Genomic DNA, 14,914 nt, shown 5'->3' on the forward strand with positions numbered 1-14,914 from the left:
GCATTTGTTTGCTCAACCAAATTAAACCTCCTAAAGTACCTTAAATTGACGCAAATAGTTTTCACATGATTTTAGTGTGGTATAATTGTCCTGTTCAAACAAAGAATTCAGATAAAAAAAAGAACCCTCAAATACTACGCCAATAGTACTCAAAAGTTCTTCTTTTTAGGTGTTAGCTGTTTCTATTTGAATAAACAAAAGACTTATAACTAGACCGTAATTAACAATGCAAATTCTAGTTTATAAGTTCCATTATTTCAATGAAAACTAATCCTCAATAGGACTTATATTATGAAAAAAGTTACATCAAAAGCTAAAAAAACTATCCGCGTCAAAACGATTAAAGAAAATGAAACGGGTCGCAACCTTCGTTTTAAAGACACAAAAACCAAGAAAGAAATGACAGACAAAGGTTTTGTTAGAGCCATTAAAAAAGGTGAATATGATGGTTATCATATTAGACGTATAAATGGCGTTGATACGCCTGTCTCAAACCCGAATGGTATTTCATCTGATAACTTGGGATAGATATACTGAGATATTAAAGCACCGATCGGTGCTTTTTTTAGTTCGGGTACTAGTGACACCCGAACTAAGTCCGGACATCCGGATTACTTCTTCTTTGCTATCAAACTTAATTTTACCGCTTTCATATATTGATAAAAAATAATGAAGCATTGTCATTTTCTACATTGAAAATATCAAAAGGGTGGTTAGATACCTTAGCAAGCATCCTTAAAAAAACATCTTCATCATCAATAAATTCCGGCATACTCACTAATAACTCCGTGTGTGTAACTTATTGCATAAAAATACTTACTTTTCTAACAAACTCAAAAGAGTCGCTTTTCTCGATTTTGGCTCTGTAAGATCTCTTTCCCAGTTCCTAAGTGTAAAATGTTTGATTTGGATAATCTCCTGATGGTAAAAAAGTGCGTGTGATGACCGAATGGGGCTGTAATTACAGTATCTGATTGGACTAAAAATCATGATGTTAGTAAAGGAAATGTTAAACACTTTCTTAGAGGCTTATCTAGCCAAAGTATGGCCGTGGAAAAGTAGGGCACTTGTATATAGCAATCACTTCACAGCCAATTTGGTCGCTCTCAATGGCTTAGACATAAATCACGTTTAAATAAAATTGGATTAGATATTACTTCGCCATTTGATGTTACTCGAATGCCTCCGGTTTTAATCCAACGAAAAGTAATTGAAGTTTCAGTTTTGTCAGCGCCTAGTTGGTATAGACAGCCGAAAGTTTTACGTTTAGTTTCATAAAATTGATAAGAATAAAAACATAAATACATAATGTTTTTTAAGCAGTTTACATAATGCACGTTATTAAGTCAGAGCCATGGCGAAATGATCCATCAAAGTTTAACCATAAAATATTTTTACCAATCCATTTTTAGATGGTAACGGTTTTCAATAAACTCAGGTTATGAGTATTGATGTTGGCCATAATGATGTTCAAAGACTTCAGAAGCTAGCTAATGAATTCAAGGGAAAATAGATGCATCTGGAGAAATGACTCTTATGAGAAGTGAACGTAATAGTTTATGGCAATCATCTTATGCAGACATTTATTAAAAAACGAACGATTAATCCACTTATTAATTCTTGCAAAATAAGATGATTGAAAGGTGTTCAGAAGAAAAAAATAATGTTGCTGTATCAACCCAATAATAAAAAAATAAGTTATTACATAACTCAGAGTCGTCAAAAGTAATAGAAGTTAGGCAAAGTTATAGCTTTGCGTAACTTCTAAACAAAAAAAACTTAATTGGAGTTTATTATGTCTAACCAATATTGTACTTTTCTACACGGAGGTATTTTTTGTTTTGGTACCTTGATAATTAATTGGCCAAGTACGAACGCCAAGTTGATGAAAGCTAAATGGTACCAAAATAGAAATCAGTGATTGTTCCTAGCTAAACTAAATGCTAGCAAAGTTTTATCCTGGCATTAAGCCGGTAACTTACTTTAGTACTTATTTGTTTTTACCTGGAGAAAGTTAATTGGTTTTTTGGTATCAATAGATTGGTATAATTAAATGGTGATCGGATGCCATTAATAAACTTTACTTCATCTGATTATGTTAATCCAAGTTAAGAACTAGATCTTGTGCTTTTTATATTCAAGAGGTTACGTGGATTTTGCAAAGATCATTTTCTAGGATTTCCAAGCTAACAGCTAGATCTTCATAGCGTTTGCAAGTTAACGACTAGATCTTCAACTCCAGGCTAAGAAATTCATACATAGCTAGGGCTGCGAGAAATCGCAGGTATATAAATACAATATATACAAATGCTAATAATGTCTAGGTTAAATTGGTAAGTTTAAAAGGGGGGGAATCATTGGAGGTTGTCAAAAGGAGATCAAATTCACTTAGTACTCCAAGGGAGGAGATCTGCATTGGAGACGCAATTGTAGTAGTTTTTGATATGTAATTGAAATATCTACATGTTCGGTTTTACGTCCAATATTGAACAAGTAGTCTTTTACGGCTTTAATAACAACTAACAATCGACTAGGTAGTTTTTTGTATCTAAAAAAGCGACTTAATGATGATATTATTCCTACGGGTGAAGTAAAATCCTTTAACCCATCATAAAATTGTATATGTTGCTTTAATTCAACTTGTGATACGGAAACTTGATCGAGCCCCTCAGCAGCCCATGCAATGACTCTGTGAATTTTTTCAAGGTCTATTGTTTCTTTATTCCCGTTACGCTTTGTAACGTAAAGTTTATTATTCAATTAAAGTTTATCCTCACTTATAACAAAGTTTGTAAACTACACTAATACTCGCTCTGCCGTCGGAAAAGGCTATAACCTTTCCCATAAAAATCAGTTTATTTAATTATTACAATCAAATAAATAAATCCTGAATTTAATGTTTAAAAATAGTGACTTAATATAAGTCGTTAAAATAAATTTTACTTTCCAATTGCTTCTATATATCTTCCTTACTTTTTAAAACTACTGTTTTTGTCGGTTGGTTTTATATTTTTCTGTTTAATGTTGCTAATCGATAAAGGCCTCCGTTTGGCTATTAAGTAAAAGCACCAAATTCCTAATGAAATATAAAGATGATTAATATCTTCAGCTCCCATTAGCATTTCGGTCACTCGTCCTATCAATCTGAAAGCTGCATAGCTTTTAAATGCGTATAGAAGAGTGTTCTTTAAGTTTGTTATAAAATTTTTCCCCATAAGAATGTTCGCCTTATTTATTGGGGAAAGGTTTTTAACTGATTTTCATGCTCGCAGTGAGAACGAGCTAATAATAGGTATGGGGGCAGTTGATATAAATACAACTGACTATTTTGTTTTAATTGAAGTTTTTCTTGGTGAAGACTCTTTCTTAATTAGCGATTTTAGTAACTATTACCGTTGATAAAATCCGTGTTTAATGAAAAGATTAACTTCTATAGAAATACATTGTTCATGGAAGAGTAGTTAATGGTAGTTTCTTCTGCTCAATACGCCTATGCAAATGATTGTTCAGGTGTGTTGACCCACATATCAAATGTTATAAAGCATAACTCATACACTTGCCCTGGTTGCTGTGAAGAAATGGTTGCGGTTAAAGGTAAAGTTAACGTGCATCATTTTCGTCATAACAATGCTATCTGTAGTTACGAGAGTTATCTTCACAATGCAGCAAAAAACGCTTTTTATAATAGATTTAATGAATCTACCGACCTTATAGTTCTTATGCTAGAAAGAGCTATAACTTGCCAGAGTAAAAAGAAATCGTTTTTAAATGATGACAGCATTAGCTGTACAAATTTGGTTGAAGCAAAATACAACCTTAGGAATTTGTTTAATGAAGCCTTTTTAGAACTATACGATAAGAGCACTGGCTTCACCCCGGATGTCATGTTGTCTAATTCAGATAATGGCAGCAAATGCTATATCGAAATTTTTGTTACGCATGAATGCACAGAAGAAAAAATAGCTTCTGGTATCCCTATCATAGAAATATCAGTTAATGATGAAAATGATATTAAATACATTCAAGAATCTGACTTTTCAACAAATGATATTAATATCTCATTATATAACTTCAGTGCAAAAGAAAAATCAGTTCAAGAGTGTCACCAAAACTGTAGTTTAATCTCTAACAAGTTTGAAACTTGGACCTTGAGTGCCAGTGGGCGCTTAAACAAACTTGTAAAATCGTTTAATCATTTATCAGAAGAAGATCTTTCGCTTAACAATTGTTGGTCGATTAATCTAGATAAGCGTACTAAGACAGAAAAAATCATCAATTTAGTGAAGGAAATGGACCCAAAAAATATCTATTCCAATTGCTTAAAGTGTATTAATGCTTCAGGTTGGGACGATGGACAAGTTAGTTGCGCAATAAAATACACTAGTGTGCCTTATACAGAATCTAAGGTCTGTAAGTATTATAAAGTAGTAGAAGCATGAGTAAGAAGTTAACAAAAGAACAAAAAAAGATAGTAGATCATTTCTATGGTCATGCACTAGTTAAAGCCGTACCTGGTAGTGGTAAAACAACTACTTTAATAATGCGAGTAACCAACTTGCTCACGAAAGGTGTTCCTCCTCAAAGCATACTCATCCTAATGTACAACAAGGCTGCACAAATCAGCTTTCAAGAAAAACTAAACATTGCAATTAGTAAATATAACTTAGCATACTCACCAGAGGTGAGAACATTCAACAGTTATGCTCTTAAGTTAATTGACCAAGCACAAAAATCTAAATTAATAAGACGGAAAACGCTTATAAGGCCAGAAGATTTTCAATACCAAGGTTTATTAAGAGAATGCTACTTATTCGGAAATAAAATGGAAGGTAGTTACGTTGATAATAATGATATCGAGAAGTTAGAGTTAAATATTTCAAACTGGCGCTTAGAAGAATTAACGCCTGATGATTTAGAAAATGACCCTAACTACAAAGATGTCGATGCAAGCAATAAGCGTTCATATAGAAAATACTGTGAATTATTAGAGCAATATAACCTTAGAACCTTTGATGATTCATTGATTGAAGCTGTTCAATTACTTCGTTCTAATCAATTTTCAACACCAATATTTAGCCAAGTCATTGTTGATGAATATCAAGATGTTAATTACATACAGAATGAATTAATAAAGGGTATAACTCAGGAACGAACAAGTGTGATGGTTGTCGGAGATGTTAACCAGTGCATTTATGAATGGCGAGGCAGTCGTCCTGATTTTATTGAAGGAATATTTGAAAGAGACTTTAAAGAAAGCAAAGTTTACAACCTATCATGTACCTTTAGATATGGGCACCAATTGGCCTATGTGGCTAACTCTGTTATTAGTAAAAACAAGGATCAAAATGGTAGTTTTTGTATAAGCCATCCTAACAATGCTGACACAGAGGTATCAATTCACCAAGGAGTAAATCTATTAAAAATCCTACAGCATTGTGAAAAAACTTCTACAACTGATTCTACTGCTATTATTGCAAGATCTAATGCAGACCTTATAGAGCCAGAAATTGTCCTTCAGCTACTAAACTTGCCTTATAGCGTAAAGACATCTCAACAGAAACTTGTTTCCCGACCTGAAGTTACATTATTTACGTTACTAATGTGTTTAGCTGTCGATGGTGATTTTAATAGGGTAAATCCTGTTAGGAATTTTCAGTCTCTAATAAAAAGCTTTCTAAAACAACTCGGCTTTAGATTACCAAAAGGTATGCTCAATGAGTTAACTGAGGCCATTACAAAAGATAAAGCCCAATTTTATAAAATAATTGAAGATTCTATCGACTTAAAACATAGACTTAACTACAAAATTTTCAATTCGCTCAAAGAGATTAACAAGTCATTTAAAGCTGAAGATGATGCTTCAGATGCGTACAAATTCATTAATGATAAAGACTTATTTTCAAATATTAGTGAGTCATCAATTCTGCGCAGAGAATCAAACGACCAAATACGCGGTATTAGTCTTATGCAGCAGATTTTGAATACCTTTGATATTACTATTAGTGATTTATTGGCTATCTTAATCACTCCAAAAGAACATCTAGAAAGTGACGTGCGTTACCACCTAACGACCATGCACGGTTCTAAAGGGTTGGAATGGGATAATGTTATTCTTATTGGTTTAGAAGATAAAGCATACCCTGGATCAAACACCGAACCATCAGTAATGAAAGAGTTAGCATCTTTGAATTCAAAAGGTCATGATGAACTTAAAGAGGAGAGACGACTATTTTATGTTGCAATAACTAGAGCAATTAAGCATTTACACTTAATTGTCCCCAAAGACAAACTTCTAGATGATTGGAATCGTAAAGGCTGGTCTTCAACTCCAAAAAAGGAAATAGAAGCTACACGATTCATATTTGAAATGGATATAACTTTTGCAAATGAGCTGACAAAAAAAATAAAGGCCCCTAAAGCTAACGTTAAACTTTCGCCTCGTTCAAAGCTATATCTAGCAAAACTATCTAGCATCACTCATTGAGCTGTGTGTATTTACAGTACTGGTGGTTTGTCCTATGATTAGTTATAACCAATTAATCATAGGACAACTTATGAAAAACAAACTGAAAGGCCAAATTAGGGAGTTAGATGGTAAGTTGTTCATAGAATTACCGGCACAAGTGATTGAAAAGCTATCGGTTTCAAACGGTGATAACGCAGAGTTTGGCCTTGGTAAGCAGATTCATTTATGGAAAAGCACCATATTGATGTACCAGAAGATATTTATAATCGCTTATTAGATATCTTTAAAACAGATGACGTGGTGTTCCAGTGGTTAAATAGCAAGAGAGCATTCTTCCAAGGTAAAGCCGCGATTGAATTAGTTACTACAGATGTAGGAAAAGAAAAGGTGTTTGATTTACTGGACCGCTTGGCAACAGGCGATATGTCGTAACTGGTATTATTCTTTATACTTTAAAAATTGAAGCCTTTTGTGAGTATCGAGTCTTTCGACTAAATCAGACTGCATATATTGATAAATGTCTTCAATCTCTAGATGCTCAACCTCGTCTAAATAGTGTTTACCAGCATTATCTTCAATCCTTTCTATATGCATGGGCTCCATAACAAAAACTCTATCAGCCCAATCTAATAAATCTGTAGTGCAAACTGTTGTACCATGCTGCTTACAATAGTTTTCACTAAAGTGATCTTCAGCGGTTCGAGAGCGTTGAATGTTGGCGGTGCAAAGGAACAAAATATTCATAAGACTACAACGTATTTGGTTGGTTGCTTTATAACGTAGATATTATCAGTGTAGGTACTAAATTCCTATCACATATAATAACCAGCTTACTGAGTTTACAGTCATCAACTTTATCCTTACTATGAGCCAAAGCGCTTATTAAATTTACTACGAAATATAAACGAGAGTAGTCAGTGGAAAACCTTACCAAGAATCAAAATATCTCGTTTTATGAAGAAAATACGGCAACGTTATTTGAGCAATACCAGTCCATTTCATTTGAAAACGTTCACCAATCCTGGCTATCTAAACTGACATTAAGTCATTACCAATCTGCTCTCGATATTGGTGCTGGTAGTGGCCGTGATGCATTAGCATTGAGCGATAAAGGGTTATGCGTTACCGCGATAGAGCCAGCAAAAAGCCTTATGGATAGAGGTGTACAGCTAACTGGGGATAAAGTACGTTGGAAGAGAGATATTTTACCTGAATTATCAACGTTAGCTTCTGAAACCTTCGATTTAATTCTTATTAGCGCCGTATGGATGCACCTAACGATAGAGCAACAAAGCCAAAGTTTAAAACGTATCCGCTGTTTATTATCTGACAATGGCGTGCTCATTATTAGCATACGCCATGGTGATTTCAAAGATGGTAGGAAGGCCTTTGATGTAAACGCTACTCGCTTAATTAATGAAGCTAATACTCATGGGCTTACATTACTTCACACAGATAACGACACTGACCAACTGAATCGTATCGATGTTTTTTGGGAAACGGTAGTTTTTACCCGTAAGTCTTAGATTTTATTATTGTTCCTTGGTACTATTTCGTTATTAAAAGTGAAACAAGGATTGTGATGTACCGAGGTCAGTTAACGAAGTGGGATAATGCCAAAGGTTTTGGTTTTATAAAGTCTTCAGAATTAAGTAGCGATACCTTTATTCATATCTCTGCGCTCAAGTATATGAGCCGAAAGCCTAAACAAGGCGATTACATTCACTTTGATATTGAGCAGCATAAAGGCAAATCCAGAGCGACCAATGCTCGTATCGAAGGTGTAAAAGCCCATTCTCCGTTTAAAGTATCAAAAAGTTATAAACCACGCTCAGGCAATAAATTTATCTATGCTGCCGTTATTGTCGCAATAGCTGCATTCACGTTTCAACGCGTTGATTTAGGCCATAGCAACCAAACGCCGCAAACACAATTTACACCAACGCCAATTCCAACAAAGATTACTCCTACACAGCAGTTTACCTGTGATGGACGACAGCATTGTAGCCAAATGACATCTCGTGCAGAAGCTGAGTTCTTTACCAAACATTGTCCTAATACAAAAATGGACGGTGACAACGATGGTATACCTTGTGAAAACGATTCAAGGTTTTAACTAATGACACTAGCATTCTATAATGACAAACTTCAAAGTATCAGACCTGACAAATCATCTGGTAGGGCTAAGCCACATAAGGTTTGTATGATGTTTGCTGTCATGGACTTGATTGAGCAAGGTCATATTCAAGATAACCGCATTTACTATGATGAAACACTAAAAAAGCGCTTCAGTTGGCATTTCATGCGATTAAAGCAAGGCAATGATGCAGATAGTCCGTTCTTACCGTTTTATCATTTAAAGTCTTCAAGGCTTTGGCATTTAGACGTATCAAGTGAAAACAAACCAGCGTTTGATTCAATCAAATCAGCGACAGACGCTAATTTGCGAAAGCTTGTTAATTTTGCATACCTTGATGAAGCGCTATTTGATTACCTAAAAAGCCCAAGTACAGCGCCGATACTGAGAAATGCGTTAACAGCAAACCTAGATACGCTTGAAGATCAATATGGCCGCTGGGCTAAATCCATAGGTAAGTCTGATAAAACGATTAAGAATTATGTCGGTGCGCTGAAAAACTCTATCCCTAATTGGTTAAGCGATGCAGGTGTTACCAAGCAAAGTTTACTTACCGTTGGTTCGTTTGTGGAATACGAAAATATCGTCAGTAGAACCTATGAAGTGCGGGAGTTTGTAGAAAAAGATAAACGTGGCAATGGCATGTATAGCGCAGCCATTAACAGCTATAAAGCCTTTTTATCCGACATCACACAAGCCGAAGTACAGCACGATATTGATGAAATCATCCTAGATAAAACCATCCCTGATACGCAAAAAGCCCTCATGGTAAATACTCGTGTTGGGCAGGGACGATTTAGAGAAGATTTGATTAACCATTGGCAGGGCTGCGCAGTAACTAAGTTTCAAAACTACTCGTTTCTTATCGCATCGCATATCAAGCCATGGTCTAAATCAGATAATGAAGAGCGATTAGATCCATTCAATGGTCTACTGCTTCTGGCCAACATCGATAAAGCCTTTGATTTAGGTTATATCAGTTTCGATGATCGGGGGCGAATATTGATATCCGATCACCTAGAAGAATACAACGCACTTGGAATACACTCAGATATGAATGTATTGCTTGCCAAGCAACACCAAGATTACTTGGCTTACCATCGTGAAAAGCAATTTAGGCAATAAAATATGAAAAGAACTAAAATTCAAAAAGGCGCAAAATTCGGGAAATATCGACTGCTAACTAGGCTTGGTGCAGGTGGTAATGGAGATGTATGGAAAGTATCAAATGAAGAGCATGATTATTTTGCTATGAAAATACTTAAAAATATCGATACTATTTCCTATAAAAGGTTTAAAGCTGAGGTACACATTCTATCAAAATTAAATATTGACGGAGTTATGAGCCTTTTAGAATCGCATTTGCCTGAAAATACAAAGCTTGAATTTCCTTGGTTTGTAATGGATGTTGCGGAAGACTTCGATAAATACCAGAAAGATAAAAGTGCATTAGATATCGTTGCTGGGTTCCTCCCGCTAGCTAAAACATTAGAAGCATTACACAACAAGAATATTTCACATAGAGACATAAAACCATCTAATATCCTGTTGTATGAAGAACGCCTGTATTTTACTGATTTCGGGCTTGTTAAATACCCAAAAAGAGAAAATATAACACCTGAAAGGCGAGATGTTGGAGCTAAATTTACAATGGCCCCAGAAATGCGCAGGTATGCTGACTCGGCTGATGGTCTTAAAGCAGATGTATATTCATTCGCCAAAACTATTTGGATTGCTCTAACCGGGGAAGAAAGAGGTTTTGATGGACAATATATTGCAAATAGTGTTTTGGGGTTAAAAAACTATCATAAGAATCTTTACTTGACGAAACTTGATGAACTGTTATCGCAAGCTACTGATAATGACTCAGCAGCACGACCGACAATTGGACAATTTATAATTCAGTTGAGGGAATGGTTTGAATTAAACGATGACTTCCAAAAAAGAAATGTTACTGAATGGTTTGAGATTCAACAAATACTATTTCCTTTAGGTAGTCCTGAAAATGCAACTTGGACCGATATAGACTCCATTATTGGTGTTCTCAATGAAATAGCGCAAGTCAAAGGCCTCAGCCATATGTTTTATCCTACAGGCGGTGGACATAATTTACTCGGCGCATCCAAGGCTAAAGAAAGCGGTATGTTAGCTTTACATGTATCTGAAAAAGCAGCCGAGCTACTCAAACCTAAAAAATTAACATATGAATCTTTTGGTTTAGAGCCCTCCTGGAATTATTTTAGATTAGAAGCAGATAACATCTCTCCGCTTGAGATTAAAGGTGCACACGAATTTAAAGGGATCTCTCAAGAGGTGACAGAAATTGAACCTGGCATTTATGTTGAGTAAAGTTGTTGGGATTATGGTGAATACAAGGGAAAGGCTTTGCCAACATTAGCAAGACCTATTAACCGGTTTATGAACGGTTCATTTGTGTTTTTTTGTGAAGCATCAGTTTATAACGGTCTTAGAGGTAAGTATGATGCATATGATGGCCAACACAACACCGTAGAAGAAAGTAATTTTAGAGAATTCATCAAAGAAGGGGCTGAATATTTTGCTTCAAGAAAACAATCTTCATAAAAAAAGTACCTTTACTTAGGTTAGTTCACTACAAATATTTATTGTGCATTCGGCTATTTATAACTTTATTAGATATTGAGTGTTCGACCACAAAATAATTACGAAGGGAAATTGTATGTGTAAAAAAAATCATAGTGATTTGTTACAGGACATGTGGACTACACAAAACCTAAATAGCGATGAAAAATTAAAAGTCTTTACCAAGCATATTGATTATGGAAAGGCTATTTTGGAGAAAGCTGAAGCCTGTGAAAACACAAAAGATTTATGGATTATATTTGAGGAAGTAATTAGCGAGTTAATAAACTCAAGCAATGAAGTTCAGCAGGTGTCAAATACAGTAAACGAATTAGAGCAAGCCAGCATTATCCACGAAGAGAAAATCATAAAGTTCAATGATTTATCAGACAAGCTTAGTTCCAAGGTAATGGGTGGTAACGAAAAGAAATTTGATACGTTGGACGACACAGTAGAACAGGCTAAAGAAACATTACAAGCATCATTTGAACTTAGACAAAAACTATTAAATATTAGTAAATCTATCTCATCTCATCAACAAAAAGTGTCAAGAGAAACGATTGCAAAATATAAAAAACTCAAAAAGAGCATAATAAGAAGCACATACGGTTTAGACATAACATTATCATTTTTTGTTTTAGGATTTTCTTTAGGTAAAGTTATAAATATTATATTTATCGATTGGTACATCATTTTGATTCCATCTTTTTTTATGCATCTACTGTCAAGACACTTTCTTAATGAGAAAATCGACAAGTTTTTACTTAAACGAGCAGTAAATAGGGCTTTCCCAATCATTGAAGAGGCTATTGGTTTTAATGTAAGCTACGATTTACAAATTTTTGACAGCATTAAAGGAGTTAACGAAAAAAGTGCTTTTTTATCCCTAGAGTCAAGATTTACTGATAATGAAGAGCGCCTAGACTCATTCTGATATGAATGTTTTACTCGCTAAGCAGCATCAAGATTACTTGGCTCATCATCGAGAGCGAAGATTTAAGCAATAGCAATAAGCGTATGAAAATCTCGATAAGGGGAAAACTATGCAGAATGATTCAGGTCCAGGTACTATTGTAGAGCCGGAATATATTGAATATATGGATCAAGAAGCCGGCTTGATAGACGGTGTTAGAACAATTCAATTAAGTGAAGATCATCGTTTATTTTTAAAGGGAGAATTTGGCAAATTTAAAATTTACTTCCTAGTTAATCATACTAGGTTTGAGATTATTCCTGATTCCGTAAAAAAAATATCAGATCGACAATTTTCAGCTACGATTAAAGTCGAGTTAAATGAAGGTGAAATAACAAATCACAATGTTGAGTTTAATACTCCGATCTTACCCTTTAATCAAGTTAGGGCTTATACTTACGGACTGACACCTGATTCGTTTGAGTTCAATGTTCCTGGCCATAAAAATGAATGTTTCTTTTGTGATTTATCATTCTTACGTGAGTTTGGTATCAATCCTCCAATCATTCCTTTAAAAGTCGTATATATTGGAATAGCAAAAGCTGAAAAGAGAGAGGCACATGATCGTCTTGTATTCATGTCAGTTCTAAAGGTGTTGCTGATTCCGCACAGGTTTCTATAGACACAGTATCAAGTTTAAGTTGGGACTTAGCTACAAAAGGAGCGAATAAAAGTAGTATTGCGAAGGTAGGTACAGCGGCACTTTCTGATTATGCTAGACAGATAGTAGAGCTAGATGAAGAATATCCTCTAATTGCTTATTACGGAACAAATAGGACACTATCTGCCAATACAGGTAAAGTACTTATAAATCCATTTGAAAAAGAAACTCGTGGTGACGGCTATGACTCTGCTTTAGACGCTAAAATTAATTATAACGTTATAAAAAATTGGTTCTCCAAGATTGAAGTTGATGAACTAAAATTGCGTGATGAACAAAAGAATCACAAGTTAATTCATCCAGCTAAACAATTAATTCAGGCTACTGTTAAAGCAATTGTAGTGAGAACCGAAAACGTTTCTTTTAATAAAAACACAAATGATGTTGTTGTATCTTGGAAAAATGAAGAAGACAAAACGATTTCACTGAGTTTAGAGCAGTTGAGTGAAGGCTATAGAAATATGGTGGCTTTAACCATTGATCTAGTTAGAAGAGCATACTTGCTTAATCCTAAAAGTGAAAATCCATTAAATATTAGTGGTATAGTTTTGATAGATGAAATTGAGCTACATCTTCATCCAAGGTGGCAACAAAAAGTACTCACCGATTTAACTAACTTATTTAAAAATATACAGTTCATTGTCACAACACATAGTCCACAAATATTAACAACAGTAAAAGGTGAAGCAATTCGTATTGTTTCAAGCACATTTGAACAGGCTGAACTTGTATCTTCTCCTTTTGGTGGTGAAAGTAACAGAGTTCTCTTACAAGTGTTAGGTGTTGAAGCTAGGCCAATAACTATAGTTTCTGAGTTACAAGCTAGATACTTTGCCTTAATTGAAGATGGTAAAGGCGAGGGCGAAGATGCCCTAGAATTAAGGAAACGGCTCAATGAACTAACAGATTCTACTGAGCCAAAACTCGATGAAGCAGATCTTGCTATTAAGCGAGTAAAATGGATGAAATCAAGAAATAAGCAGTAAAATATGCCTTTATATAATGTAGATGAACCTAGGGAGCTCATTGATTTTACCTCTGAAAACCCTTTAGCAACTTGGAACGAGTTGAAAGCTAATAGTGATGTTAATAACTCAGTTAAACGGGCCGCTTTTATAAAAACAGGTGGTTTATGTATTTATTGTGAACATAAACTGATACCAAAACTTGACTACCAAATTGAACATTTTCATCCTAAATTAGGTAATGATAATTCAGAATTTGGCGATGGTGTACCTAATAGAGCAATTGAATGGTTGAACCTTTTTCCAGGTTGTTTAGGCGGTACAGCGAGAAAAACTGAAGAGGTTGATCATACTGAAAGAACTGGCGCTAATAAAAAAAACAAATCTGCATTAACCTGTGGTCAACGTAAAGAAGATAAACCAGTAGAAAATAATTTTATTTCTCCTGAGTTATTATCTAATGACCTTTCTATTTTTAAATTTAATGAGTCAGATGGTTCTATATCAGTTGACGAACAGGCATGCGGAGCTTTAGGAATTGACGTTAGACTAGCAAGTAAGCATAGCCAGGATCTAAATTTAGATAGCAAACGTCTTCGAGGTATACGAGAAAAGTTTAGTTCGATTTTGGAGTCGGAGTTTAATAAAGCTTTCGAATTTGCTCCAGACGATATAGAAGGCTTAATCAATGAATGGCTAGCCTTAGATGAACAAGGTATTCACCAGCATCCTTTCTATTCTTTAATTGTCTCAAAGTATAAATAGTTTTTAATAACGCTACGTAAAATCTGCAGGGAAATAGTCGCAAAAATAAATTTAACGCACGTAGCGTTACGCAAAATAGGATCTAGTTGTTAACTTGCAAACGGTAAAATGTCAGTAAGCTAAAACACTAAATAGACTAAACAATTCAACAAGATAAATTCCCAGTGAAGACTGGATCCGATCCAGTGCTTAATTTGGATTAACAATTAACGACAGGGATAACCACCCTACAGATATACAAGCTCACTATGTCCGATACTCTTCAGTATTGGACATAGTGGGTGTAGTGTAATATACTGGCTTTAGCCTACGTTTCCTCATTAGAATTTAAAATCTGGTATTCAAA

Annotated in this window: 16 protein-coding genes and 2 pseudogenes; 15 read left to right on the forward strand and 3 right to left on the reverse strand. The window is 34.8% G+C overall.

Features of this window, described 5'->3' with window-relative positions; all coding sequences use genetic code 11:
- Positions 1-291 precede the first annotated feature (291 nt).
- Positions 292-528 (forward strand): hypothetical protein, encoded by a 237-nt coding sequence (locus tag HRT55_RS16060; protein ID WP_287204318.1) that lies wholly within the window; start codon positions 292-294, stop codon positions 526-528.
- Positions 529-649: 121 nt separating this feature from the next.
- Here HRT55_RS16060 and HRT55_RS16065 read toward each other — a convergent pair whose 3' ends face one another.
- Positions 650-778 carry a hypothetical protein gene (locus tag HRT55_RS16065; RefSeq protein ID WP_287204319.1) on the reverse strand — a complete coding sequence of 43 codons (129 nt, stop codon included), beginning with the start codon at positions 776-778 and terminating at the stop codon, positions 650-652.
- A gap of 332 nt (positions 779-1,110) precedes the next feature.
- On the opposite strand from HRT55_RS16065, the pseudogene HRT55_RS20970 reads away from it, so the two are divergent.
- A pseudogene (locus HRT55_RS20970) lies at positions 1,111-1,278 on the forward strand (phage/plasmid replication protein); the annotation flags it as partial.
- Between the two features lie 1,320 nt (positions 1,279-2,598).
- Here HRT55_RS20970 and HRT55_RS16070 read toward each other — a convergent pair.
- Positions 2,599-2,760, reverse strand: a pseudogene (locus tag HRT55_RS16070) (ATP cone domain-containing protein); the annotation flags it as partial.
- Positions 2,761-3,464: 704 nt separating this feature from the next.
- On the opposite strand from HRT55_RS16070, the gene HRT55_RS16075 reads away from it, so the two are divergent.
- From HRT55_RS16075 to HRT55_RS16090, 4 genes are all read left to right on the forward strand, one after another.
- Positions 3,465-4,439 carry a hypothetical protein gene (locus HRT55_RS16075; RefSeq protein WP_287204320.1) on the forward strand — a complete coding sequence of 325 codons (975 nt, stop codon included), beginning with the start codon at positions 3,465-3,467 and terminating at the stop codon, positions 4,437-4,439.
- Positions 4,436-6,484 (forward strand): ATP-dependent helicase, encoded by a 2,049-nt coding sequence (locus HRT55_RS16080; protein ID WP_287204321.1) that lies wholly within the window; start codon positions 4,436-4,438, stop codon positions 6,482-6,484. Before HRT55_RS16075 ends, HRT55_RS16080 begins: the two co-directional genes overlap by 4 nt.
- A 70-nt stretch (positions 6,485-6,554) precedes the next feature.
- A complete protein-coding gene (locus HRT55_RS16085; RefSeq protein ID WP_287204322.1) occupies positions 6,555-6,743 on the forward strand; it encodes a hypothetical protein in 189 nt (62 codons plus the stop codon).
- Entirely contained in the window at positions 6,692-6,898 is a 207-nt protein-coding gene (locus tag HRT55_RS16090) for an antitoxin Xre/MbcA/ParS toxin-binding domain-containing protein (RefSeq protein ID WP_287204323.1), read from the forward strand. The genes HRT55_RS16085 and HRT55_RS16090 overlap by 52 nt, the downstream gene beginning before the upstream one ends.
- Positions 6,899-6,904: 6 nt before the next feature.
- Here HRT55_RS16090 and HRT55_RS16095 read toward each other — a convergent pair whose 3' ends face one another.
- Positions 6,905-7,210 (reverse strand): hypothetical protein, encoded by a 306-nt coding sequence (locus HRT55_RS16095; protein WP_287204324.1) that lies wholly within the window; start codon positions 7,208-7,210, stop codon positions 6,905-6,907.
- Positions 7,211-7,383: 173 nt separating this feature from the next.
- Between HRT55_RS16095 and HRT55_RS16100 the strand changes: the two genes are divergently transcribed.
- The 9 genes from HRT55_RS16100 to HRT55_RS16140 all read left to right on the forward strand — a co-directional run bounded on the left by HRT55_RS16100 (position 7,384) and on the right by HRT55_RS16140 (position 14,568).
- Positions 7,384-7,992, forward strand: a complete 609-nt coding sequence (locus tag HRT55_RS16100; RefSeq protein ID WP_287204325.1) for a bifunctional 2-polyprenyl-6-hydroxyphenol methylase/3-demethylubiquinol 3-O-methyltransferase UbiG — start codon at positions 7,384-7,386, stop codon at positions 7,990-7,992.
- A gap of 56 nt (positions 7,993-8,048) precedes the next feature.
- Positions 8,049-8,582, forward strand: coding sequence for a cold shock domain-containing protein (locus HRT55_RS16105; RefSeq protein WP_287204326.1), 534 nt, complete (start codon positions 8,049-8,051; stop codon positions 8,580-8,582).
- Positions 8,583-8,585: 3 nt separating this feature from the next.
- Positions 8,586-9,728: an HNH endonuclease gene (locus HRT55_RS16110; RefSeq protein WP_287204327.1), complete on the forward strand. Its 1,143-nt coding sequence runs from the start codon at positions 8,586-8,588 to the stop codon at positions 9,726-9,728.
- Positions 9,729-9,731: 3 nt separating this feature from the next.
- Positions 9,732-10,952, forward strand: coding sequence for a protein kinase (locus tag HRT55_RS16115; protein ID WP_287204328.1), 1,221 nt, complete (start codon positions 9,732-9,734; stop codon positions 10,950-10,952).
- Positions 10,953-10,988: 36 nt separating this feature from the next.
- A complete protein-coding gene (locus tag HRT55_RS16120; protein WP_287204329.1) occupies positions 10,989-11,186 on the forward strand; it encodes a hypothetical protein in 198 nt (65 codons plus the stop codon).
- A gap of 115 nt (positions 11,187-11,301) precedes the next feature.
- Positions 11,302-12,138, forward strand: coding sequence for a hypothetical protein (locus tag HRT55_RS16125; protein ID WP_287204330.1), 837 nt, complete (start codon positions 11,302-11,304; stop codon positions 12,136-12,138).
- Between the two features lie 109 nt (positions 12,139-12,247).
- Complete coding sequence (locus HRT55_RS16130) at positions 12,248-12,799, forward strand: hypothetical protein (RefSeq protein WP_287204331.1); 552 nt, start codon at positions 12,248-12,250, stop codon at positions 12,797-12,799.
- Positions 12,800-13,044: 245 nt separating this feature from the next.
- Complete coding sequence (locus tag HRT55_RS16135; RefSeq protein ID WP_287204333.1) at positions 13,045-13,824, forward strand: AAA family ATPase; 780 nt, start codon at positions 13,045-13,047, stop codon at positions 13,822-13,824.
- Between the two features lie 3 nt (positions 13,825-13,827).
- The gene (locus tag HRT55_RS16140) at positions 13,828-14,568 is read left to right on the forward strand and encodes a hypothetical protein (RefSeq protein WP_287204332.1); all 741 of its coding nucleotides are present in this window, start codon (positions 13,828-13,830) and stop codon (positions 14,566-14,568) included.
- Positions 14,569-14,914 lie beyond the last annotated feature (346 nt).

The sequence above is a fragment of the Colwellia sp. genome, assembly GCF_013214175.1.
Taxonomy (GTDB): Bacteria; Pseudomonadota; Gammaproteobacteria; order Enterobacterales; family Alteromonadaceae; genus Colwellia.